Origin of the sequence: Calothrix sp. FACHB-168, from assembly GCF_963889195.1 — a bacterium.
GTDB classification, from domain to species: Bacteria; Cyanobacteriota; Cyanobacteriia; order Cyanobacteriales; family Nostocaceae; genus Aulosira; species Aulosira anomala_A.
Genome location: NZ_CAWPNJ010000052.1, coordinates 247,979 through 274,453 on the forward strand (window position 1 = coordinate 247,979; position 26,475 = coordinate 274,453).

Consider the following 26,475-nt stretch of genomic DNA (forward strand, 5'->3'; position numbering starts at 1 on the left):
TGCGTAGAGTTTTTATAGAAATTTATGGGGAATAAAGATATATGAGATCAGCCAATTCCGTCAAATTTTTCACCAATGACCAATGACCAATGACTAATGACCAATGACCAATGACTAATTAAGCCTTTTTGTACTTACCACCTTTAGCTGGATCAGACCAATCACAAGCATATCCCTTGGTTTCTTTGACAAATTGGTTCCAAGGTACAGGTTCAACTGGTGCAGGCGTAGCATAGACAATTTCAAACAAACCATCATCTCGCACTTGACCAATGCGCACAACTTTGGAGATGTGATGATTAGGATTTACTGTCACTTTTCCTTCTGGCGCATCTATGGTTTGACCATAAGCTGCTGCGCGTACTTTCGCTAAGTCAACACTACCCGCTTTTTCTACTGCTTGCTTCCACAAATAAACAGCAATATATGCAGCTTCCATTGGGTCATTTGTTACCCTTTCTGCACCATATTCTTTTTTAAAATCTTCGACAAATTTCTTATTCGCAGGAGTATCGACTGTTTGGAAATAATTCCACGCAGCATAGTGACCTTTAAGATATTCCACACCAATGGCCTTCACTTCTTCTTCAGCAATACTTACTGACATCGAAGGATATTTATCTGGTGTTAATCCCGCACCTTTCAATTGCTTGAAGAAAGCCACATTACTATCACCATTTAAGGTGTTATAAATTACCCCGCCATTAGGTAACTGTTGCTTAATTTTCGTCACAATTGGTGTAACTTCTGTGTTACCTAATGGTAAATAATCTTCACCAACTGTTTTGCCACCAAGAGCTTCTAATTGAGCTTTAATAATGGTATTGGCAGTCCGAGGGAATACGTAGTCTGAGCCGACTAAAAAGAATTCTTTGCCTTTATTTTTTAACAGCCAATCTACAGAAGGTTCGATTTGTTGATTTGGTGCCGCACCTGTGTAGAAAATATTCTTAGAACATTCTTGACCTTCATACTGTACGGGATACCACAGCATGTGGTCTTTACTTTCAAACACAGGTTTAACATTCTTGCGACTAGCTGAAGTCCAACAACCAAAAACTACAGCTACTTTATCTTGATCGATTAATTTAGTGGCTTTCTCTCTGAAAGTATCCCAGTTAGAAGCACCATCTTCAACAATGGCTTCGATTTGTTTGCCTAAAACCCCACCCTTGGCATTAATTTCCTTAATTGCCAATTTTTCCGCATCAACAACGCTTTTTTCGCTAATAGCCATTGTGCCACTTAGGGAGTGTAAAATCCCGATTTTAATTTTGTCGCCTGTAGCTGCTACTGGCGAAGCATTGGGACTATTTGCACTAGTGGGACTGGGACTATTTGTACTGCTGGGAGATTCATTAGCGCAAGCTTTGAGAAAGATACTGGTACCAATCGTTGCGGAACCGTAAATCAAAAACCTACGTCGGTTAAGTCTACTCATATATTTGTGAATTTTCTCTCAATGAAGAATCAGCTAGCTCCTAGAAATTTAACCAGCGCAAGCTTTAAACTGTGATATTAGTTTGATATTTAACCACTAAATTGTTATTTAGGATACTAAATTTCGGTTTCTTTACTTGAAAAATAATTTACGTTAAGTTTAAATAAAAATTTTTAATTATTGTGCAACAAATATATTAGATTTTCCAGTACTAACCTGAAAGCAACATAACTTCAGAAATAATAATTTTTCCCCTCCTATCTGCAACATTTAATATTTTGTCAAGCATCAATTCTGAATAAAAGATAAAATTTTACCTTGTTGCTACCGATAGGATTGATGTAGCAAATCTGCAATTAGACGTAGCCAACAGGATGTTACGTCTATACGAAGATAGGTAATGAAAATCGATAAATTTGATAGGTTGGTGATAGGTTAGGTTAACAATCACCAGCTACGCTGTTTAAGGAATTGCTTATGAACTATCAAAAACTTGACGCAGCCTTGGCTTCTGCAATCAATCAAGTACAAAACTCAGATGCACAGAGTTTGACAGTGTTTATCCATACTGAACCTGTGTTAGATGCAACTGCTATTGCTGTTTTGGAAAATATCGGGGTGAATGATGTCACTCCCGGAAAGAATATTTTTACAGCTACTCTGTCTGCAAATGCTATTTCCCAGTTATCTGCGCAACCTTGGGTACAGCAGATCAGGTTATCACAGCAATTAAATTTCGTTAATACCAAGTTAAATTTCAAAAAATTGAGTGTTTAATTTATTTGGCGATCGCACTTGTTAACTCAGCTTCCATCTTAAATTCTTCCCTGAAAATTTTGCCCAAAACTTGAGAATTATTCCTATTAAACTAAGTATAGTATATGCAACTTAAAATACTTGCGTATAAGTATGTGTTACTTAGAAAAAATGGGATTATCTGCAAATTAATTGAGTGTTTAGATATAATTGCCTACTTAGTAGTGAAAACTTGATCGCGATCGCCTAAATTAGGCAGGCAGTAAATTATACATAAATCTTAATGCTGTATTTATTGGCAGCGACATTAATTACCGCCAGCATTCTGTAAAATTCACGCTTCAGAATCTGCGATCCCCCCTTACCAGCTGCTACATACAGTCATAAACTGAAGGTGAGAGTTGAAAGGCAGTCGGGAGACATTTTGTGAAAAAAGTTTTAGCAATAATACTCGGTGGTGGTGCAGGTACTCGCCTTTATCCGTTAACTAAACTACGTGCAAAACCAGCCGTACCAGTTGCAGGGAAGTACCGCTTAATTGATATCCCTGTCAGCAACTGCATCAATTCAGAAATATTTAAAATCTACGTCCTGACACAATTCAACTCAGCTTCTTTGAATCGCCACATTGCTCGTGCCTACAATTTTAGTGGCTTCAGCGATGGCTTTGTCGAAGTTTTGGCAGCACAGCAAACCCCAGAAAACCCCAACTGGTTCCAAGGGACAGCCGATGCTGTGCGTCAGTATATCTGGCTATTGGAAGAATGGGACGCCGAAGAATACCTGATTCTCTCCGGGGATCATCTCTATCGCATGGATTACCGCGAATTTGTCCAGCGTCATAGAGAAACAGGAGCAGATATTACATTATCTGTAATTCCCATCGACGATCGCCGCGCTTCTGACTTTGGCTTGATGAAAATCGATCAATCCGGTAGAGTCATTGACTTTAGCGAAAAACCCAAAGGTGACGCTTTAGCCAACATGCGCGTCGATACCACCGTACTGGGATTGAGTCCAGAACAAGCCCAACTCCAACCCTACATCGCTTCGATGGGGATTTACGTCTTTAAAAAAGAAGTTTTGATCAAATTATTGCGCGAATCTTTAGAAAGCACAGATTTTGGTAAAGAAATCATTCCTGATGCTGCTGCTAAAGATTACAACGTCCAAGCCTACTTATTCAATGGGTACTGGGAAGATATCGGAACCATTGAAGCTTTTTATGATGCCAACTTAGCTCTAACAGAGCAACCCCAACCGCCTTTTAGCTTTTATGATGAACAAGCGCCGATTTACACCCGCGCGCGTTACTTGCCTCCCACAAAAATGTTAGATTGTACAATCACCCAATCATTGATTGGTGAAGGTTGTATTTTGAAAAACTGCCGCATTGAACATTCAGTTTTAGGAGTGCGATCGCGAGTTGAATCTGGTAGCATCATCGAAGACTCTCTAATTATGGGTGCCGACTTTTACCAACCTGCTGTAGAAAGACAATGTAACTTGTTCAGCGATGAGGTTTCCGTCGGTATTTGTGCAGATACGATTATTCGCCGCGCCATTGTTGATAAAAACGCCCGCATCGGTAGAAATGTCAAAATTGTCAATAAAGACAATGTACAAGAAGCCGATCGCGAAAGTCAGGGCTTTTATATCCGTAGTGGAATTGTGGTTGTATTAAAAAATGCCGTCATCCCTGATGGCACAATCATTTAAGAGTCCATAGTCAAAAGTCAAAAGTCAAGAGTCAAAAGTCCATAGTCAAGAGTCAAAAGTCAAAAATTTCCTGACCATTGACCATTGACTATTGACCATTGACCATTGACCATTGACCATTGACCATTGACCATTGACCATTGACTATTGACCATTGACTATTGACTATTGACCATTGACACCCATAACCCACAATCAATAACACGCAGTTTTAATACTGAAGGTACAAATCACCATAAGATAATTAGCGCGGTGATTCAAAATATATTTCATGGAACTTTTGAGTGAGAATTTACAAAAATTGCAGGGACAAGTTGCAATTGTTACAGGTGCTTCACGGGGAATTGGTAGAGCGATCGCTCTGGAATTAGCTAGCTACGGCGCTAATGTAGTCGTTAATTATGCTAGTTCTAGTGGTGCGGCTGATAGCATAGTGACAGAAATTACAAATGCTGGCGGTCAGGCGATAGCCATACAAGCAGATGTTTCTAAAAGCGATCAAGTAGAATCCCTATTTAACACCGTCATCGATAAATTTAAGCGGATTGATATCCTAGTTAATAATGCTGGTATTACCCGCGACACTCTACTTTTGCGCATGAAGCCAGAAGACTGGCAAGCAGTGATTGACCTTAATCTTACTGGTGTATTTCTTTGCACTCGCGCGGCTAGTAAAGTTATGCTCAAGCAACGTTCTGGGCGGATTATTAATATTGCCTCAGTTGCAGGGCAAATGGGTAACCCTGGTCAAGCTAACTACAGCGCCGCCAAAGCAGGCGTTATCGGCTTTACCAAAACTGTAGCAAAAGAACTAGCTTCTCGCGGGATCACCGTTAACGCTGTCGCCCCTGGTTTCATCGCCACAGACATGACCAGCAACCTCAGCAACACTGAAGAAATTCTCAAATTCATTCCCCTCGGTCGCTACGGTCAACCAGAAGAAATTGCTGGTATGGTACGCTTCCTCGCCGCCGACCCCGCCGCCGCCTATATCACCGGACAAGTGTTTAATGTCGATGGTGGTATGGTCATGGCGTAGATAGGTGTGGGCATTGGGCATTGGGCCATTCAATTTTGGATTTTGGATTTGCGATTTTGGATTGGCTTTGAATCTAAAATCTAAAATCTAAAATCTAAAATTCTTAGTCCTCCTTGTCCTCCTTGTCTCCCTTCCCTTCCCACTTCGCTCAAGTAATACATTCTCTCTGCTGTATTCTTCCCCAAATGGTAAAGCTAATGAGCAAAATTACACTCATAGTGGTAGCTACCATTTGTACCAAAGTCAAATTTTGCATTCTCATTGCCAACAAATTACAAACTAAAGTAATTGACCACAGAGTATATGCAGCTCGGCGTTGAGAGAAGCCCCAAGCCAAGAGGCGATGGTGCAGGTGGTCTTTACCAGGGGTACTCATGGGGTTTTTGCCCGCCATCAGTCGCCGCACAATTACTTGCGTAGTATCTAATACTGGTAGTAGCAAAAATAAAACTGTAGGAATCAGGGAAAATACTGTATTGACTTGGAGTTTACCTAAAATACTTGTTGCCGCTAGCACGTAACCAAAAAAGTATGCCCCGGCATCACCCATAATAATACGTGAGGGGTGGAAGTTATGGCGCAAAAAGCCCAAGGCCGCACCACCCAAGGCGGCTAGAACTAGAGTTGCTGCGGCACGATAGGAAATTTGCGCGGAAACCGCCAACAAACTCATGGCAGTAATAAAACTTACCCCTCCTGCCAAACCATCCATCCCATCCATTAAGTTAATGGCATTGGTAATTCCCACTACCCAAAATACTGTCAGGGAAATGGAAAGAATCGAGTCGATAGGTGTACCAAAAGCGATATCAATTCTAATTCCGTTAGCATAAAGCAAAAGGGCGGTGAGAATCTGAGTAAACATCCGCACAGAGGGAGGTAAGCCAAATTGGTCATCAATAAAGCCAACCAAAACTAATATTGTTCCTCCCAAGAGAATTGTCAGAACTTGAGCTAATACCCCTTGTAGTTCAATAGGTCTTAAGAGAGTTGCTAATACCAATGCCGCAATTACGCCTGTATAAATAGCCAGCCCTCCGGCATTAGGCAAAGGTTCCCGGTTAAGTCGCCTAGCGTTTGGTTGATCCGCCCAACCTACCCGTAAGGCAAATTTGCGGACTGTGGGGATTAACCGCCATGTTACTAGCCAAGCCAAGAGAAACGTAAATACTACAGCCAACCAGCCGGTGCCGCTAGGGTCAGCAATACCTAAGGATTTAAGGGAGTTACCTAAATTCATCTGCTCCATAAAATTTACATATATCGCTCAAATCTGAGCAATTGATATTTACTTCCCGCTTCAACTAAGGCAGTCGGCCAATACTTGTCTACGGGCGTAACTTGAAACTGAGCCAGTCTTACATCCTTATCAAGGGCATTCCCCAGATGCAAATACACATTCAAATTTTTGTCCAGTATTTTTGATGGCCTTATCCTTATATAGAAGTGGCTAAACAGGATAAAAGCATAGATTTGCCTGTTATAAAAGCCAAATTGGAATTATTATTTGGTCATTGGTCATTGGTCATTTGTCCAAAGCCCAAAGTCCAAAGTCCAAAGTCCAATAGTTGATGAAAGGGTGGGTTGACTGACAATAGCTGTTTTCCCGATACATATTTAGGGGAACCCGATCCTATGAACTATTGACTGTTGACAGTTAAATATGTAATTTCATATTTTTATCTTGATTTGTGATTTGAGTTGTGGAATGTGTTAGCACTCTGGCGCTGTGAGTGCTAAATTGTCTAATGGAAGCGCTTGAGAAATGAAACATGGCGAAGATTATTGCATTTGATGAAGAATCACGGCGGGCCCTGGAACGGGGTGTTAACGCTCTTGCTGATGCGGTAAAAATCACCTTAGGGCCAAAAGGTCGTAACGTGCTTTTAGAAAAAAAATATGGTGCCCCTCAAATTGTCAATGATGGTATCACTGTAGCTAAAGAAATTGAATTAGAAGATCCATTAGAAAATACAGGTGCGCGGCTGATCCAAGAAGTCGCATCAAAAACTAAAGATGTTGCTGGTGATGGTACCACTACCGCGACGGTTTTAGCACAGGCTTTAATCCGCGAAGGGCTAAAGAATGTTGCAGCTGGTAGCAACCCAGTTAGTTTAAAACGAGGAATTGACAAGACGATTGAGGCGCTGGTACAAGAAATCGTCAAGATAGCCAAGCCAGTAGAAGGAAGTGCGATCGCACAAGTAGCGACAGTTTCCGCAGGTAATGACGAAGAAGTCGGCAGCATGATTGCCGAAGCAATGGATAAAGTCACCAAAGATGGTGTAATTACCGTTGAAGAATCTAAGTCCCTGACAACTGAATTAGAAGTGGTAGAAGGGATGCAGATTGACCGGGGTTATATTTCTCCCTACTTTATCACCAACAACGAGCGCCAGACCGTAGAATTTGAAAATGCCCGCATTTTAATTACCGACAAGAAAATCAACAGCATTCAGGATTTAGTACCCGTACTCGAAAAAGTTGCGCGTTTGGGTCAATCCTTGCTGGTAATTGCTGAAGATGTAGAAGGCGATGCTTTGGCAACTTTGGTAGTGAATAAAGCAAGAGGCGTACTTTCTGTAGCTGCAATTAAAGCCCCTGGATTTGGCGATCGCCGCAAAGCATTATTACAAGATATCGCCATTCTTACCGATGGTCAGTTAATTTCTGAAGAAATCGGTTTAAGCTTGGATACCGCTTCTCTAGAAGCTTTAGGAACCGCCCGCAAAATCACCATCGACAAAGAAAACACTACCATTGTCGCTGGTAGCAACACTAAACCCGAAATTCAAAAGCGAATTGGGCAAATTCGCAAGCAGTTGGCAGAAACAGAGTCCGAATACGATAAAGAAAAGTTCCAAGAACGGATTGCTAAGTTAGCTGGTGGTGTGGCAGTAATTAAAGTTGGTGCAGCCACAGAAACCGAACTCAAAGATCGCAAACTCCGCATTGAAGACGCTTTGAACGCCACTAAAGCCGCCGTAGAAGAAGGGATTGTTCCTGGTGGCGGTACAACCTTGATTCACTTGGCTACCAAGGTAGAAGCAATTAAAAACAGCCTCAAAGATGAAGAAGAAAAGCTTGGGGCTGATATTATTGGCCGTGCCTTAGAAGCACCCCTACGTCAAATAGCAGACAATGCTGGTGCTGAAGGTTCCGTAGTCGTCTCCAAAGTCCGGGAAACCGAGTTTAACGTAGGCTATAACGCCGCTACTGGAGAATTTGAAGACTTAATTGCAGCTGGGATTATCGATCCTGCCAAAGTTGTGCGTTCTGCACTGCAAAATGCTGGTTCCATCGCTGGCTTGGTATTAACCACCGAAGCCTTGGTTGTAGAAAAACCCGAAAAGAAAGCCCCCGCAGCTCCTGCTGATGGCGGTATGGGCGGCATGGGCGGCATGGGTGGTATGGGCGGTATGGGCGGCATGGGCATGTTCTAATCTCCGCTTCCCCATATCTTCCCATTGGTTATTTGTATAAACATTTATGAAGCAGTTTGTCTTAATTGAGACAAACTGTTTTTTTATTATTTCTGACTCAGAAGTGAGGAGATGATATCATATCGGCTTGAATAGCTAACCAATTTTGGCTGCTAATTCATTTCTGAGGCTGGGCATTGCCTATCCGAAACAATATTAATTGTGATGAATAATTTAAAATTCATCCAAAACCTGATTTTCTGCTTATTTATATATTAACTACTGACCATTGACCATTGACCATTGACTATTGACAAATGACTACAGGTAAAACTTTATGGGTCTAAGAATTCCTCGCAATCGTAAAGCTATCAAACATTCATTAATCAAAGAATTCTATCACCAACCAGGAAATATTCCCGGCACTCTAATAATTGATGAAAATGCCGAATATCCAGAAATTGTGTTGATAGATTATAATGCCCAAGAATATATTCGTAAGAAAATAGAAACACCAGAACTATGTATTCCTTATTTAGATACAACATCAGTCACTTGGGTAGATGTGCAGGGCTTAGGAAATCAAGACTTATTGCAAAGAGTTGGTCAAATTTTTGAATTACATCCTCTAGTTTTAGAAGATATAGTTAATGTCCCAGAACGTCCGAAAACAGAAGATTATGACGACCAATTATTAATTATTGCCCGCATGGTAGTACCAAAGGAAAATGCCTTTGGTTTTCATAGCGAACAAGTGAGTTTAATCTTGGGTAAAAATTATTTACTCACCGTACAAGAAGAACCAGAACATGATTGTTTTGAACCAGTGCGATCGCGCCTTGAAAAAGCCAAAGGAATCATCCGCAAATCAGGCACAGATTATTTAGCTTATGCTCTATTAGATGCGATTATTGATGGTTTTTTTCCTGTGTTAGAACGCTACGGCGAGGAAATTGAAGAATTAGAAGAAGAAGTCATTATTAAACCTACGCCAAAAACACTTCAAAAAATTTATAAAATTAGGCGAGAATTACTGCAACTGCGCCGCGCAATTTGGCCACAACGAGATGTGATGAGTGCTTTAATGCGAGATAGCGATAACTTAATCGGCGAAGAAGTCCGCATATATCTAAGAGATTGTTATGACCATGCAGTGCAAGTAATTGATATGGTAGAAACTTATCGCGAACTCACATCAGGATTAATGGATGTTTACCTGTCAGCAGTGAGTAACAAAATGAATGAAATTATGAAGCTGCTAACGGTGGTTTCGTCAATTTTTATTCCCTTAACTTTTGTAGCAGGAATTTACGGAATGAACTTCAATACGGAAATATCACCGTATAATATGCCTGAACTCAATTGGAAATGGGGATACCTGTTGTGCTGGGGAGTAATGCTGGGAATCGCCGGGGGATTATTATACTTTTTCTGGCGGCGGGGCTGGCTAGAAAGGTCGGTACCAATCAAGGAAGATTAACTATAGCCGATGAGTTAGGGAACAAATATACAAAATTAGTACAGGGAGTCTATATTTAAAGTTATGAGAGGCAGTGGCGACCAAAATTTAGTGGTTTTGACGCTTTATATCATCGGCGTCTCTTACATTTTTAATTTGATGATTGAGTCAATTGATGACAAAATTAAATTTGAGCATCAAAAAAATGTTGTTGACGATCAACTCAAAGAGCAAAATCTCCAAGACCAAGTAGGAATTTCTTTTAAACTTAGTCCTTCCTATTCTTTTGATGAATTGAAAGAGTTGTCAGTGAGTATCGAAAATAAATCTGATAATCTCGCTATTTATGTTGATTGGGATAATAGTTCTATAGTTGTCGAACATAGCAAGCAATCGCGCCGGGTAATTCGCAAATCACCAGATTTAACTCGTGACTTAGCTGTACCCCAAAGCCCCAGTCTCATCGCGCCCAAGAAAACCCTTTCCGCAACAGTCACAGCTGAAGATGTTTTCGCCCGCGATGCAACCTCAGGGACTTACTCAGCCAAACAACCCCTAGTGAATATCACGGCTTTGCAAAAAAGTCCTGTCAAAGCCCAAAAAAAGTTATACAACGACTTTGTCAGCAGAACAAAACAGTTAGAATTTTCACTACAGTTAGTTTTGCGTTTGTCTGAAGTGCGTGTAGGTTTAGCTCCGGGTGAGAATATCCCGCCAATGTGCATCGTCAATTGTCCTTTTACCATTAGAAAATTGCCTTGGACATACGCCCTACCTTGGAATAAAAAGAAGTAATTCAAATCAGACACACAACGCCATCCAAGATTACACTGTATCTAGGGAGAGAGTAGAGGTAGGCGGTTGCAGATCGATTGTCAAAATCGGTTTGAGGAAAGTCCGGGCTTCCCAAAGACCAAACTTGCTGGATAACGTCCAGTGCGAGCGATCGTGAGGATAGTGCCACAGAAAGATACCGCCAATCAATTTTAAATTTTAGATTGTAGATTTTGGATTGAATCTAAAATCCAAAATCCAAAATCCAAAATTGATTGGTAAGGGTGCAAAGGTGCGGTAAGAGCGCACCAGCAACGTCGAGAGGCGTTGGCTCGGTAAACCCCGGTTGGGAGCAAGGCGAAGGAACTATGGTTGGTCTTTTACCAGTTCCGCAAAATAGAGCCGCTAGAGGCGTTTGGTAACAAACGTCCCAGATAGATAACCACCCTCATTGTAGGGAAGTTGCAAAACATCTCTACAGTAGAGAACAGAACCCGGCTTACGATCTGCTCTCTTCTCTTTTAGGCATTGGGCATTGGGCATTGGGCATTGAAACAATTTTGGATTTTGGATTTTAAATTTTAGATTGGAATCCAAAATCGCAAATCTGTCTTGAAAAGTTCAGATCGCCGGAAGCCGGCGCTCCGACTTTTCGCAAAATCTAAAATTCATTGTCCTCTTTATCCTCCTTGTCCTCCTTGTCCTCCTTGTCCCCTTCCCGCACCCCTTCTGAATTGAATGTCTCTCGCTTATCCACGCCGTCAGCGCCAGCTTGAAAGTTTAGTTAAAAAGTTAGGTCTACCAAAGGAAGCAGCTATACAATGGCACTTGCTTGATTTAGCTTTGACTCATCCTACCGTGTCGGAGTCTGCGAACTATGAGCAGCTGGAGTTTGTTGGTGATGCGGTAGTACGGTTGGTAGCGGCTGTGGTGTTGTGGGAACATTATCCCGATTGTCCGGTGGGAGATTTTGCGGCTATTCGTTCAGTCTTGGTGAGCGATCGCATTCTCGCTCAATTAGCTAGAGAATATGGTTTAGAACTGTATTTATTAGTCGCCGGTAGTGCTACTGCTGATAAAGTTGGTCAAGAATCTCGGTTAGCAGATGCTTTTGAGGCGGTTCTTGGTGCTTTATACTTAAGTACTCACAATCTTGAGTTAATCCGTCCTTGGCTCGATCCCCACTTCAAACAACTAGCAGCAGAAATTCGCCTCGATCCAGCTAGATTAAACTACAAAGCCGCCCTACAAGAATGGACTCAGGCGCAATTTAAGGTATTACCAGAATATCGTGTTGTCGAAGTTACGCAACCCCACCGCAATCAAGAGCGATTTGTGGCTGAGGTGTGGTTACACGGTAAACAACTAGGTCAAGGTAAAGGACGCTCAATTAAAGCCGCCGAACAAGCCGCAGCCAAAGTAGCTTTTTTATCTATTACTAATCAGGAACAACCCTGAACTCAACATACTATTTATACGTCGATAATTCAGTTATTAGTCAAGAGTCAAGAGTCCATAGTCCATAGTCAAAAGTCCATAGTCAAAAGTCCATAGCCAACAATCTAGAATTGCTCAATCGTTGGGGAAGCGAAAGGACAACAAGCAGGACAAATGACAAATGACCATTGACCATTGACCATTGACTCTTGACTCTTGACCATTGACTCTTGACTAATAACTAATGAATAACAAAATTAAAATTGCTGTCCTGGGCGTTGGGCGTTGGGGCGTGCATTTGCTACGGAATTTTTTAGAACATCATCAAGTAAGTATTAGTGCGGTTGTAGACTCCAATCCCGAACGGTTAGAGGCGGTAAAACGGCAATTTAAGCTAAACGATAATGTATTATTAACTACTGATTGGCAAGCTGTAAAGCAAATACCAGATTTAATGGCAATAGCGATCGCAACTCCAGCTACTACCCATTATCATCTGATTAAAGATGCCCTTAACCAGGGCTACCATGTTTTAGCCGAAAAGCCTTTAACTTTAGATCCCTTAGAATGTCGTGAACTTTGCGAGTTAGCACAGCGACAACATTTAATACTCATGGTGGATCATACTTATTTATTTCATCCAGCCGTTGAGAAAGGACAAGCTGTCATTCAGGCGGGTAATTTAGGTGATTTACGCTACGGCTATGCTACTCGTACTCACTTAGGTCCTGTGAGACAAGATGTTGATGCACTATGGGACTTAGCGATTCACGATATTGCTATTTTTAATAACTGGTTAGGTAAGCTACCAGTGAAAGTGCAAGCTACGGGTACAGTGTGGCTACAACAAGCAGGGGAGAAAAGAGTTGCTAATTTCCCAAATCAAGGATTAGCTGACTTAGTATGGGTGACGCTAACCTATGCAGATGGTTTTCAAGCATATATTCATCTCTGCTGGCTGAATACCGATAAACAAAGGCGGTTAGCGGTGGTGGGTGACTGTGGTACCTTGATTTTTGATGAAATGTTGCACCCGTCGCCTTTAACTTTACTCAGTGGTGAAATTGAATACCAAGATAATCAATTTTTACCGATGAATCAAAGCCAAGAGGTATTAGAGGTAGAAACAGGCGAACCTTTAGCGCGGGTGTGCGATCGCTTTATTAGTTGTATCCTGAAAAATACGCCCCCAGTTGAATCATCTGGTTGGGTAGGTATGGAGTTAGTGCAAATTCTCTCTGCGCTTACAGTATCTCTCAAATATGGTGGACAGGCGATTTTTTTAAAAGGCTGTAGGGAACACAGCAATAGTATTTGATAACAGCATCGGGATTTTCCTTGATAGGCTGATATTCAGCAGTATTTTCTTCTATTCTTCAAAATCTAGCGCATCTGCTAAATCTAGAGGTTCTTCTAAATCTGAATCCCCTGCTTCTAGTTCTAACGTCATCTGTTGAGATATAGGTTCTAATTTGAAATCGCCTTTTTTAGATACATAATCAACCAACCTAATCCAATCAATGTGACCATTTATTGTAAAATACTGTATAAATTCAAAAGTCATTTCATTAACTTTTGCATTAAGAGTAGATTGAAAAATTTCATCTTTCTTCTTTGCTTCTTCCCCGATAGGAACAATCATCTCTTGGTAAAGATTGGCATCTCCTGAGATAAATTCCCAAAACTCTTGACCAGCATATTTAAAGTATGTCTTATCAGGATCTTTGAGATCTTCTTTCAAAGGATTACTATCTTTACCATACATACAACCATTAATAGCAACGATATTACTTGTAATACCTTGTTTTATCAATAATTGTTTTGCTTTTTTAAAATTGTCTTTCATTTTACTAATTTGGTCAGAATTGCCCCAGTTATTACCAGATTTAATCCCTACAATATAATAAGTTTCATTTCGTTGAAATTCTAGATCTACACTGTTTAATTTTGACTTAAAACCACCATATAAAGATTGAGATATATGTATTGCAAATCCTTCTAGCAAATTCCCGAAAATCGTTTCTTCTTGTGAAGAAAGAAATGCCGTAATTATGCTGGCAACCAAATCTTGAGCAAGTTCAATATTTTTTGCTTTAAATAAATAAGGGTTTTTACGTTTAATGACATCTTTTAGTTTTAACTTACTCAATTTTTCAAATCTCTTATCATAGAAAGGTGTAAGTACCTGCTGAATCAAGTAATCATGATAGATTGTATAATCTCGGTCAACCACATTTAATTCCTCATTAGATTGTTTATTATTTTTCACAACTTGACTATTAGCAACTGCTGTTTTAATATTCATTGCAGCTAGGCCACAATATTCTTGTTTAATCTCAATTCCTATATAATTTCTACCCAACTCTTTAGCAGCTACACAAGATGTTCCTGAACCAGCAAATGGATCGAGAACGACATCATCGAAATCAGTAAATAGCTTGATAAACCATGAAGGAAGCGTTTTCGGAAAAGCTGCACTATGATTTTTATTTCCACACTCAGTTGCTAAATGTAACACATTGGTTGGATAAGCCATTTTCCGCTCTACCCAATTAGATATATTCTTACCGAACCCACTTTCAACTTTAGAAGTATCGCGCCTTTTATCCGTTTCACTCAGATTTTTGAGACGGGATTTTGCCCAATCTCCCATAGGAACCATAACAGATTCCTGATACATCTTAAATTTCTTTTGCTTGTTAAAATGTAAACAACGCTCCCAGGAATCACGAAAGCGATTAGACCATTTTCCTGGATAACTATTTTTCTTATGCCATATATATTCTTCTGTCCATAACCATCCTTGGTTTTGCATTCCTAAAATTAAATTTAATACATAAGGATGTCTTTCACCATTAACTACTTTTTCTTTAATATTAAGAATGAAGGAACCTTCTGGTTTTAAAACTCTTTTTAGCTCTAGAGCTACTGTAAGAAACCAATCAGTATATTCATCTGGAGAAATTCCTCCATAAGTTTTTTTTCGACTATCAGCGTATGGAGGTGAAGTGATAATTAAATCAACGCTTGCAGACGGTAGCTTTTGTAAAACCTCTAAACAATCACCAAGAATTACCTGATTCTTCCAACTTTGCGGATTATCCTTGTCTACTGATCCCAAATCCTGAATAAGAATTTCCTCAGATTCCAAGGAAATGTTTAGCGATGCTTCTACCATAACCGAACTTCTTAGACTGAAATTTTACTTAGCCAAAATATACTAAAAAACAAGTATGCAGCGTTCTAGTGTACCTTAAAAGGCTTACAGACACTATAGAGCGCAGCAAAAATCAAGTTATTATTACATTTGATAGCTAATTTGAACTTATTGTAGTTCAAATGAACCACAGGTAGATAAACTTTACCAGTTTTGTTAGTTTCTGATGGTGATATCAGGTAACTGAAGCTGTTAAGCCTTTTGTTGACGAATAATTGAGAATTGCTATATTACTACTCTCGTAGAGAAACTTCTTGATAGACTGGCGACTAGAGAATTTTCGACATGAGAATATCCAGGTGCAAACTGACAAAATTTTCTACAGCTTATTCCAAGCTTTCCCCAGCATCTTTTTTGCCATCATTGGCGAAACTAGGGTTAACATTAATGCTTATGAATTTGTATCAGTTGAACTCAAAGATACAGCCTTTAGAATTGATGGTGTATTTATTCCCGAAAGTGAAACCCCAGAACAACCTTTATACTTTGTCGAAGTCCAATTTCAACTAGATACAAATTTTTATCGCCGCTTGTTTGCGGAAATATTTCTTTACTTACGTCAAAATCCATCTGTTAACTTTTGGCGTGCTGTGGTTATCTATCCTCAACGTAGTGTAGAGCCAGAGGATCAACAGCCTTATCACTTATTGCTAGACAGTCCTCAAGTACAATGTATTTATTTAGATGAATTAGGGACAGTCACGGAAACCTCACTTCAAGTTGCTATAGTGCAATTAATTATCGCAGGTGAAGAGACAGCAATAGAAAGAGGTAAAGAACTAATTTTACAAGCCAAAAATCAATTGGCTGATGAAACTACCAAAAAGCAAATTGTAGAATTAATAGAAACTATCCTGTTGTACAAATTTACCAGACTTAGCCGAGAGGAGTTGGCAGCCATGTTAGGTATAGATGAGGAATTCAAAAAAACAAGGATGTATCAGTCTATTAAACAGGACGGCTTAGAAGAAGGTAGACAAGAAGGTAGACAAGAAGGTAGACAACAAGCAAAATTAGAAGCTGTACCCAGATTGTTAGCTTTGGGGTTAAGTGTGGAACAAATAGCGCAAGCTTTAGATTTGACTGTGGAGCAAGTACAAAAAGTAGCACGCAATCAGTCTAGCTAATATTACCTGCTACTCGCTATATCTCAATTCAGATAATTCTAGATTTTGGACTTAGGAAATTTAAATCTCAAATCGTTCGACTGAGCGCTCACGACGAAGTCCAAAATCCAAAATCTAAAATCTAAAATTGAATTACCAGCTTTACATTTTACCGTGCTGTAATACTTGTTGAAGATGGCGGCGGATTTCTTGTGCTTGCTCCATATCAGACTGGCGCAATTTTTGGAATAATTCTACACAAGGCTGAGAGTTAGCTTCTTGTGCATCTTTGATATAAGTATCGTAAGCCTTAACAGCTTCTGCTTTATTGTGCAGCACGGTGACAAAATCGTACTCTAGATTGCTAATGGCTTGTTGAGACTGTCCGTTACCTGTAGTAACCATAACTTTTTCCTCTTTTAGGTGTCTAATTAATTTCTACTCACAGTAAAAGAGAGCTTCATCTTCCTAAAAGCGTAGAAAAAATTAAGTAGGTTGGTGGAATTAAAGATAACTGGGTAGGGTTGTCATTGGTCATTGGTCATTGGTCATTTGTAGGAATTTTTGATACTGTGTTCCTACAATCAAATTTGCTGAATTAAAAATTACTATTAAAATTTAAAAATCTATCATTAGTAGGATGTCAAAAAGCATTGTATCCTTCGATTGTAAAGGTAATAACAAATAGTTAAAATAGGCTGTAATTAATTACTCGAATATTCCTGACTACCACGAGTAAGCGAATTCATCTGTAAGATTACAATCCAGTAAGTCTCATAGCAAATTAGAACTGGATAACATTTGAATGCAAATCATTAGTATTCAGGAGAATTGCCATGATGAGTACAGCCACCTCGGTGCAACTCAATAAGAACTTGCATGAACTTAATTATCCCATTAGTAAGAAAGACTTGATTAAGAATGCAGAAGAGAAAGGTTTTGATGAGAAAGTACTGCGGATTTTGAAAAAGATACCTTATCAAGATTATGAAAATTCTACAGATGTGAGTGAAGCGATCGCAAATCTGAAATAGTCGAAAAATTGTCAATTAAACCCCAAACTGCAACCGCCCCCAAACGGTCGAGGGCGGTTTTACACTATATAATTAATTATTGAATTTACAAATTTTACAGAATGCTTATTCCCAAGAATCAGCATACTTAATATTCGTTTTATCTCAGCAGTCTTGTTACCCTAACATCATATTCTGTGCCGTGTGGATGCTCGCTTCTCGCTTTTTGGAAAGCCATACCATCCGCTTTTTCTTTGGAAGTAGCGTCTATTTCGTACCTTGCCGTTTCGCGTTGAAAGGTATTGTCTGTTTGTCCGGCAAATTCCTTAATATCTACCAATACCTCGTATGTATGAACCATTTTGGAGCCTCCAAATGTGCAATACGCACGCTAACTTGAGGAATATCCTTAGTATAGGAGCAGACAAAGGTCGCAGTTATCAAACTAATACAATTCTTGATTAAAGTTGCATCATATACTCACTTTATTTTTTAAATTACTTCAATAGAGATTATGGAGTTTATTCATCAATCTTTTGGCATATTTGCCAACTTTAGAAAAATTATCTGTCTCTCCCAAATTAATCTTTCTTTATAACCTGAGAAAGAGGTACATATAGCTATAACTATGTAAATTTAAATATTACAGATAACGGTTTTTTGTTCACAATTGGCAACGCTACTTAATATTCCATGCAAAACAATCTGCTGATGTTCCCTGACTTAAAGGTGAAAGGGAATGATAATCAAATAGCACAAACAACAGCTCCCAACTATCACAATGCTGAACAGCAATTTATAGAACTGCTAGCTACAGAAAATTTAGATAATCAACTGGAAGAAAATGCTAGCAAAGTCTGGGAATTTGAACAGACGTTATCAACAGCAATTACTGCTGCTTATGGAAAAGGCGGTGGTGATGATGTGGCGCATCGCTTTCTGCAAAGAATCCTGTACCGTATTAATCGGCTAAAGTTGTTTTGGTATGACGATTTACGACATTATGACAACGAGCGATCGCTCTATTTATTATCCTGTAGAAATAAAATTGAAGCAGCTTGGCAAAAGTGGGAACTATCCCAAATCGATGTCTTTGCACTGCAACAGCTAAACGTTACACAAGTTAAACAAGCACTGATTGAACGCGCTACTGTTGATGTCGATCCGCCTTTATCGCCGGAGAGTCGCTACATCCGCGAAGAAATGAGTGAAGCTGGTTACCGTCACCTACTCGCCATTGGTTCCTTTGATGGCTTGGTAGAAGGTAGTCGCATGACATTTATTTTAGGCGGTGCAGCTAATGAAGTGCAGTGTACTCTAGTGCGAGTATTTTTAGAAGAATATGGTAACGGTCGCTTATCGCGCAAGCATTCGACATATTTCGCCCAAATGCTAGCTGAGTTTGGCATGAATACCGCACCAGAGGCATATTTTGATTTAGTACCTTGGGAAGTTTTAGCTTGCGATAACCATAACTTTTTAACCACAGAACGCAAGCGCTATTTTCTCCGCTACAGTGGTGCATTAACCTATTTTGAAGTAGCTGGCCCTGCAGCTTACAGAAATTATCTCACAGCAGCGCAACGCTTGGGACTATCAGAGGCGGCGATGGGTTATTGGGAACTGCATATTCGCGAAGACGAACGCCACGGTCGTTGGATGTTGGATGATGTGGCTTTAGCTTTAGCAGAACAGTATCCCAATGATGCGTGGGAATTGCTACTAGGGTATGACCAAGAAAAACTCATGGGCGATCGCGCCGCAAAAGCTGTTGTCTGTTCTATTCGCGCCCAAGAACAATAGCTAAAATTCTCAATTTCTTTAGCAAAACCTTTCTTTAGCAATCTACTGCTAAAGAAACAGTTCTTACTGTCTAAATCTAATTTATCTTACATTAAATTTGACTTGAGGTCACATGAAAGAGATATTCTTTTGCCCAGAAGAATCTAATTTTTACTCCAATTGTTTAGAAAATTTAGTTTTGAGAAATTGTCCCAATCCTGAGTCGATTGTGGAATTTGGTTCTGGTGATGGTAGTCCGGTAATCAACTCGTTGCTGAGAAATAAATTTGATGGTGTGATCCAGGGATTTGAATTAAATACCTCAGCTTGGAAAGCTGCCAATTTAACAATTGATGAATATAATCTCACGGAAAAATATATCATCAATAATGCCTGTCTCTTTAAATCAGATAAACCTAAAGCTAAATATCTAGTTGCTAATCCGCCTTATCTCCCCGCACCAGATCCAGATATTTATATGCCACTATTATTTGGGGGTATAGATGGCGCGACAGTGACTAATAATCTTTTGTCTTTAGGTTACGAGAACGTGCTAGTTTTAATTTCTAGCTATTCTAACCCTAATAGCACCATTGAACAAGCAAAAGATTATGGATATATAGTGAATAATTTTGTCGTGCTTCCGCTCAAATTTGGTCATTATAGCTCGGAACCAAAGGTGAAAAACCATATTGAAGAATTGCGGAAGCATAAAATGGCATTTTATTCCGGTGACTATTACTTTTTAGCTGGTGTTTTATTTAGTAAATGTCAAACACAGCAAACTGATTTATCTCAGGAACTTGCTCAGGTATTGACGAGTTTGTAACTTTATTGATTCTGAAACGCAGAGTAGCGCTAAGGGAGGCGCAAAGTGACGCAAAGGTTTTCCCAATTTTGATGATTATAGCAATCCTAAATCTTTTGTGAAAGTTACAAACTCTCAATTTTTTTCTCTTATCCTTGGCGTCCTTGGCGTACTTGGCGGTTCATTTAAAAAATATTTTCACAACTTAGATAGTATTGCGATAGATTAGTTTATGATTAAATCTCAAATTAAGACTCAGCTAAATTTTAAGTAAGTTTGCTGCATTGCTGCTTCTATAGAACCTAATTCTTGATACCATTGAATGAGTTTTTGAGATGGTGTTTCTCGTTGCTGTAATTTCAGTTTCAGAGGTATTAATAAGTTTCTATCTGGGTCATCTTTCAAAGCCATTTCTGCTGCTTCTAAAACCTGATGTGCAATCAGAGATATCTCTTCGTTATTAAATCCTGCTTTGGCTGAAACTTGATGTAAAGCTGCATCGGGAATTGTGGCTCTACCTAACAAAGATTCATCTAAAACTAAGCCTTTTAATAAAGCTAACAAAGCTGCATAAATCGAAAAATCATCACAAGTATCAAAAGCCTTAAATTCAATTCTTCCTACTTCTGCGGAAATGCGTGCGACTTTGGTTAAAGAAGGAACGCTCGCAATCGTTTGTTCGGCTTTTTCTACAAAAACTAGCGCCGCCGATCTTTTACCGGTTCTCACAAAAGTTCTTACCGATAATCCCTCCCATAAATCACCATTATAAAAAGGTGCGCTATAACTAAAAGGAACTATATAAGGACTGTAATAAGTTAACTTTTTACCAATATCAATTAGCTTTTCTACAGACAAATTTGCCATAGATATATTTAAATCTGGCCCGTATGTCACCATATAAATATTGGCGGTATTTTCGTCAGGATAAGCTTGGAGATATTTTTTTTCATATTCATTTAATGGTGGTTGCGGTTCAAAAACAGTTTTGTAGGGATTAAAACTAGTTAATACAGGTGAAAAACCGTAATCAGCAGCTACATCACGTAATAAGCAAAAACTTTCGGTTAATTCCTGAATTGCAGCTTGAATATTAGGGTGGATAGTCGTTCTAATTTCAATACCTTTAGGTAAACAATCAATTACTTTATCAGAGTCAGCAAATCTTTCAAATCCTTCTATATACCATCTCTTAGCCTTAATCCCCGCATCACCTACACGTAAATGTGCATAATCATTGGGGTATGTTGGTAATCTTTCGACAATTTGGCTAAAATCAGCAAATTTTGTATTTTCAAAATCAGCAAACTTTCCTGCTTGATTTAGAAAAGCAACTTCGTGTTCAATCCCAAAAAAAAACGTCATGATATTACCTAAATATGTAGAGTTAATTGCAATCTGATGCTAAGTAATAAAACAGGAAATATTTCAACTCACATTTTGTAGTCATCCCAAATACATGAATTTTAGGATGCCATTTGCAGTAGTTTTGCAACGAGTTGCAGAAAATTACTGTTTATGTCAAATACATGAGATATATTCGCAATAGTGATTGTATCAAAGAGGTAATATTTTTTGCAATAAGCTAGTCATATTGAATATCAGTAACCGTTTGGCAAGGCTTTGGAGGCTATAAAGCCATCAAAACTAACTTAACGCTAAACCATTTAAGTAGAAAAATTCTCAATCTTTTTTTAAGAAGCTATGGGATTTTTAAAAGTATTTTTGCTCTCTAAGGCTGAAAAACCAATTCTCTCAGTCTTTAAAGTTAAATATGTAGCAGTTTAATACCCTTTAAGGTAGCTTACTATGTACTGTATGGACTGAGGACAGCTTGAGGTATGAGTTTATGAAAAGTGTCGTTCAATCCCCTTATACTAGCGAACAAGTAGCGGCTTGGTTGCGTGGATTGCTCACTATTGCTCTAGCTGATGGTGACTTTGACGCACATGAAAAAGAGTTAATTGCTAGTATAACGGAAAATGAATTAGCTCCCACTATTAATTTTGATTCTCTGGAAGTGATTACACCAGAGGAATTAGCCGCAGTTTTGGGTAAAGGAACATCAGCAGCAGAAAATTTCTTGCGCACAGCTGTGATGGTAGCGATCGCAGATGGGATATATTCTCCCAGTGAAGACCAAGTTTTGCAACAGCTGTGTCAAGCACTAGGCGAACCCAAGGATTTAATCGAAGCTTTGCGCCACACCCTAGAACACACAGAACATGTAGATCCAACAATCGACAGTTTTCTCCAGCAAGAAGCATCCGCCCAGCCTTCCATCACCATTGGGCCCCATTCTCCTCCCCATGATGCACTTACCCCTGTACGCGATTGGTTAGACGGACTGGATATTCAAGATCCTAGAGTTGCTCGCTTTTTATGTAAAATGATTCCGCCCCAGTGTCCCTTTGAACGGGATGTGAAGCTATTTGGACGCAAAATTGTACATATTCCGCCATTATGTAAAATTAATCCCCTTTATGAACAAATGGTAGGTTTGCGTTTCCGCGCCCTCTCCTATTTGGCAGATGATTGTGGAGAGGATATTTCACCATATATTTAGTTAATAGTCATTAGTCATTGGTCATTGGTCATTGGTGAAATAGTTCGCACTGAGGGTTCCCCAACTTGTAGAATTGTTAGTTCAGCCTTTCGTCTGCCAAAAAGGATTGTCACCCTAACAGCTAAAGCAACTGACAACTGTACGGGCGGGTTTACAGATATCCTCAAATATTCATAACAATCTCTCACAAACCCGCCCCTACTGACAACTGACAACTGACTATTGACTAATGACAACTGACTATTGACTAACTATGCAATTTATTGATCAAGCAGTAATTCAAGTAGAAGCTGGTAAAGGCGGCGATGGAATTGTCGCCTTTCGCCGTGAGAAGTATGTTCCCGCAGGAGGCCCTTCTGGTGGTAATGGCGGAAGAGGCGGTTCAATCATTTTTGTAGCAGTAGAAAACCTGCAAACTTTGTTAGATTTCCGCTATAATCACCTTTTTAAAGCTGAAAACGGCGGAAGAGGCGGCCCTAATAATTGTACTGGCGCAAATGGCAAAGATTTAATTATCGAAGTTCCCTGTGGTACTGCGATTTATGATGCTTCCACAGGCGCTTTACTAGAAGATTTAATTACACCTGGACAACGGTTTCGGGCTGCGGAAGGCGGTAAAGGTGGTTTGGGAAATCAGCATTTCTTGAGTAACCGCAACCGCGCCCCAGAATACGCCCTCCCCGGATTAGCAGGTGAGGCAAAAGTACTGCGTTTGGAATTGAAACTTTTAGCTGAGGTGGGAATTATTGGTTTACCAAATGCGGGTAAATCTACCTTAATTTCCTCACTGTCAGCAGCGCGTCCAAAAATCGCTGACTATCCTTTTACTACCTTGATACCAAATTTAGGCGTAGTTCGTAAACCCACAGGTGATGGTACAGTTTTCGCTGATATTCCCGGATTAATTGAAGGCGCTTCTCATGGCGCGGGTTTAGGTTACGATTTTCTTCGCCACATCGAACGCACTAGGGTATTACTACACTTAGTTGACGCGACTAGTGAGGATGTGGTGGGTGATTTTATGACGATTCAGCAAGAATTAAAAGCTTACGGACGGGGTTTAGCAGAACGTCCGCAAATTTTAGCATTAAATAAAATAGATGCAGTGGATCGAGAAACGGTAGATTTAGAGGCTTTAGCTACTGAATTAAATCATCGTTCCTACGCTAAGGTTTTCTTAATTTCCGCAGTGACTCGCACTGGTTTAGAGCCACTTTTACAAGAAATTTGGGGAATTCTCGATCAGATTAATACTGCTGAAGAAGTAGAAGTATAAGCTTAGGTGAAATCCTATGACTATTGCACAGACACAAAAATATTATTCGCCTGAAGAATACCTAGAATTAGAGGTTAATGCTGAGGAACGTCATGAATATATTGATGGACAAATTATCCTCAAATCTGGTGGAACACCAAACCATAATCAAATAGTTGGTAACTTTAGCGCTGCATTGAATTTTGCTCTTAAACGTCAGCCTTATAGAGCTTATATTACCGATCAGCGTTTATGGATTCCTAACAGGCGAATACATACTTACCCGGATGTGATGATAGTAAACACGCCTTTAGAGTATCAGGAAGCAAGACGAGACACTTTGATGAATCCAGTATTTATTGCTGAGGTGTTATCAAAATCTACCAAGAGTTATGACAGGGATGAAAAGTTTGCAGCTTATCGCACAATTCCTACTTTTCAAGAGTATGTTCTAATTGACCAATATAAGATGCATGTTGAACAATACTTTAAAACCGAAAATAATAAATGGATATTTTCGGAATATGAAGATGGCGATGTCATGTTATCCCTGGCGTCTGTTTCCTTCCAAATTACTCTAGCGGATATTTACGATAAGGTGGATTTCAACGCGGAAGAAGAGTAATTTCAATTCAAAATTCAAAATTCAAAACTTGTAATGAGAGCTTCATGAAGTATTCAAAATTGAAATTACGAATTAAGCTGTTGTTTATTTAATTTGTGTATTAGACGCGGGCAAGACTTCGGCGTGAGCGCTCAGTCGAACGCTGCCCGCACTACAATAATTTTGTGTTTTCGTGTTACACAATTTAGCTGCACATCAGCTTACGAATTACGAATTACGAATTACGAATTACCCTTATACTTTCACAAACCAGCGTTGACGATACATAATAACTGCAACTAGCCACCAAAAAAGGACGGTAACAAGGGCAAATAAAAATGAACCGTTGAAGGTTCCCGCCCAAGAGGCAAAAACATTTTGATAAATCCAATTGAAGGTATTGGGAGCATTTTCCCCAGTACCAATATTGGTTCTCACTAATATTTTAATCATTAATACCGATGCCACGAAAAGAGCGATCGCATTTAAGCCCATAATCTCAAATGGTTTACTCCAGCGTTTGATCCGTCGCACTTCAATCAGTTCGTAGCAAGCAGCTAGCAACAGTAACGCCCAACCACTAGTAAACACTACATAGGAACTCGTCCAGATTTTTTTGTTGATGGGAAATATCCACCCCCAAGCCGAACCAACAATTAAGCAGCCAACGCCAAATAATACTAAACCAATACTTGTACGTGATTGTACAGGCTGAGAGCGTATCCATTGTCCAGCAAAATAACCAGCTAATACGCTGACAATTGCGGAAATCGTGCTGAAAAGCCCTTCAGGGTCTCCTAAGAAATTAAAGCCATCGCCTTTATACAGATGCGCTTTAGGTATAATTAGTCTATCTATAAAAGCGCCAAAATTACCTTCCCGCGTCAACACTCCCGCACCGTAACCAGGTACAGGTATATACATCATCGCCAACCAATAGCCGATGAGTAAAACAGCCGCTAATATCCATTGACCTTTACGTGGTAACTTCAGGACTGTGAATGAAGCAAACAGATAAGCGAGACTGATTCTTTGTAAAACTCCCATTAGCCGGATACTGCTGAAATCGAAAGTCCAAATACCCTTATTCCAAAAACCGTTGAGTACCAAACCCAAGACAAAGAGAATAGCCGCACGGCGCAAAATTCGCCAGTAAACTCCCGATTGGGGTTTTTCGCCTTCAGTGTACTTTGACAATGAGAATGTCATCGCCACACCGATAATAAACAGAAAAAAGGGAAATACTAAATCAGTTGGCGTGCAGCCGTGCCAATCGGCGTGTGCTAAGGGAGGATATACATCATCAGCAACTCCCGCCATATTGACGAGAATCATCCCAGCGATGGTAATACCACGAAAAACATCAAGTGAGGTCAGACGCATAGCAGGAAAGTAGTTTTTTTTGAGATCTACACAGTACACCTGCTATGAAAGACGAGCAAGCAAATTATCTAGACTAACATAGAAGTTAAAATTTTGTAAAAAATGAAGTTTAATGATGTCAGATCCTCAGCTTCTTGAAGAAGTCTGAAATCTAGTATTTCCTATCTTTACGGTCTTAACATCACGTGAACTACCCCACCCGGCCTTCGGCTCTTGGTGGGGCTTCTGTACTCACAGGAGAATGCCTTAGTTTAGACTTTCGCCCAAGCTTCGGTCTTACTTCTCCTCCTACAGCAGAGACGGTTGAACCATCCGCCTTTAGCATTCTGATTCCTTCTGCTCTAATATTTATCGCTGCGTTCCCATCCCTGTCATGATGAGTGCCACAGTTAGGACAAGTCCATTCCCTCACATCTAGTGGGATTTCGCTGACTTGATAGAAACAATTAGAACAAAGCTTGGAACTGGGGAACCATCTATCAATTTCTACTAGCTTTCCACCTTTGCGTTCTAGCTTATAAGATAGAAAGTTAGTGAACATTCCCCATCCACAATTCATAATTGCTTTCGCCAAATTGTGGTTACGAACCATACCTTTGATATGAAGATTTTCTACTATGACAGCTTGGCTATCGCTGAAGGTGGGGAATTCCGCCGAATTAGTTAAAATAGTTGTTTCTGCAATTATCAAATT

General features: G+C 39.7%; 22 protein-coding genes, 1 other RNA gene and 1 pseudogene. 16 read left to right on the forward strand and 8 right to left on the reverse strand.

The features are described from left to right. Positions 1 to 118 precede the first annotated feature (118 nt). Complete coding sequence (urtA, locus tag AACW45_RS28455) at positions 119 to 1,441, reverse strand: urea ABC transporter substrate-binding protein (protein WP_190629537.1); 1,323 nt, start codon at positions 1,439 to 1,441, stop codon at positions 119 to 121. A gap of 477 nt (positions 1,442 to 1,918) precedes the next feature. Here urtA and AACW45_RS28460 point away from each other — a divergent pair, with 477 nt between their 5' ends. The 3 genes from AACW45_RS28460 to fabG all read left to right on the forward strand — a co-directional run bounded on the left by AACW45_RS28460 (position 1,919) and on the right by fabG (position 4,955). Continuing rightward, positions 1,919 to 2,218, forward strand: a complete 300-nt coding sequence (locus AACW45_RS28460; RefSeq protein WP_190629539.1) for a hypothetical protein — start codon at positions 1,919 to 1,921, stop codon at positions 2,216 to 2,218. A gap of 405 nt (positions 2,219 to 2,623) precedes the next feature. Beyond that, the gene (locus AACW45_RS28465) at positions 2,624 to 3,916 is read left to right on the forward strand and encodes a glucose-1-phosphate adenylyltransferase (protein ID WP_190629541.1); all 1,293 of its coding nucleotides are present in this window, start codon (positions 2,624 to 2,626) and stop codon (positions 3,914 to 3,916) included. Positions 3,917 to 4,187: 271 nt separating this feature from the next. Continuing rightward, positions 4,188 to 4,955 carry a 3-oxoacyl-[acyl-carrier-protein] reductase gene (fabG, locus tag AACW45_RS28470; protein WP_096645881.1) on the forward strand — a complete coding sequence of 256 codons (768 nt, stop codon included), beginning with the start codon at positions 4,188 to 4,190 and terminating at the stop codon, positions 4,953 to 4,955. A gap of 148 nt (positions 4,956 to 5,103) precedes the next feature. Here fabG and AACW45_RS28475 read toward each other — a convergent pair whose 3' ends face one another. Beyond that, entirely contained in the window at positions 5,104 to 6,195 is a 1,092-nt protein-coding gene (locus AACW45_RS28475) for an MraY family glycosyltransferase (RefSeq protein WP_190629625.1), read from the reverse strand. A gap of 532 nt (positions 6,196 to 6,727) precedes the next feature. On the opposite strand from AACW45_RS28475, the gene groL reads away from it, so the two are divergent. From groL to AACW45_RS28505, 6 genes are all read left to right on the forward strand, one after another. After that, positions 6,728 to 8,398, forward strand: a complete 1,671-nt coding sequence (groL, locus tag AACW45_RS28480) for a chaperonin GroEL (RefSeq protein WP_190629543.1) — start codon at positions 6,728 to 6,730, stop codon at positions 8,396 to 8,398. 316 nt (positions 8,399 to 8,714) lie between these two features. Next, positions 8,715 to 9,857 carry a magnesium/cobalt transporter CorA gene (gene corA / locus AACW45_RS28485; protein ID WP_190629545.1) on the forward strand — a complete coding sequence of 381 codons (1,143 nt, stop codon included), beginning with the start codon at positions 8,715 to 8,717 and terminating at the stop codon, positions 9,855 to 9,857. Positions 9,858 to 9,920: 63 nt separating this feature from the next. Beyond that, positions 9,921 to 10,631 (forward strand): hypothetical protein, encoded by a 711-nt coding sequence (locus tag AACW45_RS28490; protein ID WP_190629547.1) that lies wholly within the window; start codon positions 9,921 to 9,923, stop codon positions 10,629 to 10,631. A 48-nt stretch (positions 10,632 to 10,679) separates the two neighbouring features. Next, positions 10,680 to 11,128: RNase P RNA component class A (gene rnpB / locus AACW45_RS28495), an RNA gene on the forward strand. 220 nt (positions 11,129 to 11,348) lie between these two features. Then, a complete protein-coding gene (gene rnc, locus AACW45_RS28500; RefSeq protein ID WP_096645886.1) occupies positions 11,349 to 12,068 on the forward strand; it encodes a ribonuclease III in 720 nt (239 codons plus the stop codon). Positions 12,069 to 12,291: 223 nt separating this feature from the next. Then, the gene (locus tag AACW45_RS28505) at positions 12,292 to 13,365 is read left to right on the forward strand and encodes a Gfo/Idh/MocA family protein (protein WP_190629549.1); all 1,074 of its coding nucleotides are present in this window, start codon (positions 12,292 to 12,294) and stop codon (positions 13,363 to 13,365) included. A gap of 51 nt (positions 13,366 to 13,416) precedes the next feature. Here AACW45_RS28505 and AACW45_RS28510 read toward each other — a convergent pair whose 3' ends face one another. After that, a complete protein-coding gene (locus AACW45_RS28510) occupies positions 13,417 to 15,225 on the reverse strand; it encodes a PmeII family type II restriction endonuclease (protein ID WP_190629551.1) in 1,809 nt (602 codons plus the stop codon). Between the two features lie 338 nt (positions 15,226 to 15,563). On the opposite strand from AACW45_RS28510, the gene AACW45_RS28515 reads away from it, so the two are divergent. Next, positions 15,564 to 16,391 carry an Rpn family recombination-promoting nuclease/putative transposase gene (locus AACW45_RS28515; protein ID WP_190629553.1) on the forward strand — a complete coding sequence of 276 codons (828 nt, stop codon included), beginning with the start codon at positions 15,564 to 15,566 and terminating at the stop codon, positions 16,389 to 16,391. Positions 16,392 to 16,532: 141 nt separating this feature from the next. Here the strand turns inward: AACW45_RS28515 and AACW45_RS28520 are convergent, their stop codons facing one another. Beyond that, positions 16,533 to 16,775: a hypothetical protein gene (locus AACW45_RS28520; RefSeq protein WP_190629555.1), complete on the reverse strand. Its 243-nt coding sequence runs from the start codon at positions 16,773 to 16,775 to the stop codon at positions 16,533 to 16,535. A gap of 431 nt (positions 16,776 to 17,206) precedes the next feature. Between AACW45_RS28520 and AACW45_RS28525 the strand changes: the two genes are divergently transcribed. Continuing rightward, positions 17,207 to 17,404, forward strand: a complete 198-nt coding sequence (locus AACW45_RS28525) for a DUF2795 domain-containing protein (protein WP_242045535.1) — start codon at positions 17,207 to 17,209, stop codon at positions 17,402 to 17,404. A gap of 139 nt (positions 17,405 to 17,543) precedes the next feature. On the opposite strand, the gene AACW45_RS28530 is transcribed toward AACW45_RS28525, so the two are convergent. Further along, positions 17,544 to 17,744: a hypothetical protein gene (locus tag AACW45_RS28530; RefSeq protein WP_096645891.1), complete on the reverse strand. Its 201-nt coding sequence runs from the start codon at positions 17,742 to 17,744 to the stop codon at positions 17,544 to 17,546. A 332-nt stretch (positions 17,745 to 18,076) separates the two neighbouring features. On the opposite strand from AACW45_RS28530, the gene AACW45_RS28535 reads away from it, so the two are divergent. Both AACW45_RS28535 and AACW45_RS28540 read left to right on the forward strand, forming a co-directional pair. Further along, the gene (locus AACW45_RS28535) at positions 18,077 to 19,186 is read left to right on the forward strand and encodes an iron-containing redox enzyme family protein (RefSeq protein WP_190629557.1); all 1,110 of its coding nucleotides are present in this window, start codon (positions 18,077 to 18,079) and stop codon (positions 19,184 to 19,186) included. A gap of 112 nt (positions 19,187 to 19,298) precedes the next feature. Continuing rightward, positions 19,299 to 19,994 carry an SAM-dependent methyltransferase gene (locus AACW45_RS28540; RefSeq protein WP_190629559.1) on the forward strand — a complete coding sequence of 232 codons (696 nt, stop codon included), beginning with the start codon at positions 19,299 to 19,301 and terminating at the stop codon, positions 19,992 to 19,994. Positions 19,995 to 20,228: 234 nt separating this feature from the next. Here the strand turns inward: AACW45_RS28540 and AACW45_RS28545 are convergent, their stop codons facing one another. Beyond that, positions 20,229 to 21,338 carry a glutamate--cysteine ligase gene (locus AACW45_RS28545; protein ID WP_190629560.1) on the reverse strand — a complete coding sequence of 370 codons (1,110 nt, stop codon included), beginning with the start codon at positions 21,336 to 21,338 and terminating at the stop codon, positions 20,229 to 20,231. A 484-nt stretch (positions 21,339 to 21,822) separates the two neighbouring features. Between AACW45_RS28545 and AACW45_RS28550 the strand changes: the two genes are divergently transcribed. The 3 genes from AACW45_RS28550 to AACW45_RS28560 all read left to right on the forward strand — a co-directional run bounded on the left by AACW45_RS28550 (position 21,823) and on the right by AACW45_RS28560 (position 24,419). After that, positions 21,823 to 22,539, forward strand: coding sequence for a Mo-dependent nitrogenase C-terminal domain-containing protein (locus tag AACW45_RS28550; RefSeq protein WP_190629562.1), 717 nt, complete (start codon positions 21,823 to 21,825; stop codon positions 22,537 to 22,539). 253 nt (positions 22,540 to 22,792) lie between these two features. Next, positions 22,793 to 23,815 (forward strand): GTPase ObgE, encoded by a 1,023-nt coding sequence (gene obgE / locus AACW45_RS28555; protein ID WP_190629564.1) that lies wholly within the window; start codon positions 22,793 to 22,795, stop codon positions 23,813 to 23,815. Positions 23,816 to 23,831: 16 nt separating this feature from the next. Beyond that, the gene (locus AACW45_RS28560) at positions 23,832 to 24,419 is read left to right on the forward strand and encodes a Uma2 family endonuclease (RefSeq protein WP_190629566.1); all 588 of its coding nucleotides are present in this window, start codon (positions 23,832 to 23,834) and stop codon (positions 24,417 to 24,419) included. A 234-nt stretch (positions 24,420 to 24,653) separates the two neighbouring features. Here AACW45_RS28560 and AACW45_RS28565 read toward each other — a convergent pair whose 3' ends face one another. Then, positions 24,654 to 25,781 (reverse strand): acyltransferase family protein, encoded by a 1,128-nt coding sequence (locus AACW45_RS28565; RefSeq protein WP_190629568.1) that lies wholly within the window; start codon positions 25,779 to 25,781, stop codon positions 24,654 to 24,656. Between the two features lie 190 nt (positions 25,782 to 25,971). Beyond that, positions 25,972 to 26,418, reverse strand: a pseudogene (locus AACW45_RS28570) (RNA-guided endonuclease InsQ/TnpB family protein); the annotation flags it as partial. Positions 26,419 to 26,475: the final 57 nt, after the last annotated feature.

Coding starts and splice junctions, on each gene's coding strand:
- urtA (WP_190629537.1), bottom strand. CDS start 1,441: ATGAGTAGACTTAACCGACGTAGGTTTTTGATTTACGGTTCCGCAACG.
- AACW45_RS28460 (WP_190629539.1), top strand. CDS start 1,919: ATGAACTATCAAAAACTTGACGCAGCCTTGGCTTCTGCAATCAATCAA.
- fabG (WP_096645881.1), top strand. CDS start 4,188: ATGGAACTTTTGAGTGAGAATTTACAAAAATTGCAGGGACAAGTTGCA.
- AACW45_RS28475 (WP_190629625.1), bottom strand. CDS start 6,195: ATGAATTTAGGTAACTCCCTTAAATCCTTAGGTATTGCTGACCCTAGC.
- groL (WP_190629543.1), top strand. CDS start 6,728: ATGGCGAAGATTATTGCATTTGATGAAGAATCACGGCGGGCCCTGGAA.
- corA (WP_190629545.1), top strand. CDS start 8,715: ATGGGTCTAAGAATTCCTCGCAATCGTAAAGCTATCAAACATTCATTA.
- AACW45_RS28490 (WP_190629547.1), top strand. CDS start 9,921: ATGAGAGGCAGTGGCGACCAAAATTTAGTGGTTTTGACGCTTTATATC.
- rnc (WP_096645886.1), top strand. CDS start 11,349: ATGTCTCTCGCTTATCCACGCCGTCAGCGCCAGCTTGAAAGTTTAGTT.
- AACW45_RS28505 (WP_190629549.1), top strand. CDS start 12,292: ATGAATAACAAAATTAAAATTGCTGTCCTGGGCGTTGGGCGTTGGGGC.
- AACW45_RS28510 (WP_190629551.1), bottom strand. CDS start 15,225: ATGGTAGAAGCATCGCTAAACATTTCCTTGGAATCTGAGGAAATTCTT.
- AACW45_RS28520 (WP_190629555.1), bottom strand. CDS start 16,775: ATGGTTACTACAGGTAACGGACAGTCTCAACAAGCCATTAGCAATCTA.
- AACW45_RS28525 (WP_242045535.1), top strand. CDS start 17,207: ATGATGAGTACAGCCACCTCGGTGCAACTCAATAAGAACTTGCATGAA.
- AACW45_RS28530 (WP_096645891.1), bottom strand. CDS start 17,744: ATGGTTCATACATACGAGGTATTGGTAGATATTAAGGAATTTGCCGGA.
- AACW45_RS28535 (WP_190629557.1), top strand. CDS start 18,077: ATGCAAAACAATCTGCTGATGTTCCCTGACTTAAAGGTGAAAGGGAAT.
- AACW45_RS28540 (WP_190629559.1), top strand. CDS start 19,299: ATGAAAGAGATATTCTTTTGCCCAGAAGAATCTAATTTTTACTCCAAT.
- AACW45_RS28545 (WP_190629560.1), bottom strand. CDS start 21,338: ATGACGTTTTTTTTTGGGATTGAACACGAAGTTGCTTTTCTAAATCAA.
- AACW45_RS28550 (WP_190629562.1), top strand. CDS start 21,823: ATGAAAAGTGTCGTTCAATCCCCTTATACTAGCGAACAAGTAGCGGCT.
- obgE (WP_190629564.1), top strand. CDS start 22,793: ATGCAATTTATTGATCAAGCAGTAATTCAAGTAGAAGCTGGTAAAGGC.
- AACW45_RS28560 (WP_190629566.1), top strand. CDS start 23,832: ATGACTATTGCACAGACACAAAAATATTATTCGCCTGAAGAATACCTA.
- AACW45_RS28565 (WP_190629568.1), bottom strand. CDS start 25,781: ATGCGTCTGACCTCACTTGATGTTTTTCGTGGTATTACCATCGCTGGG.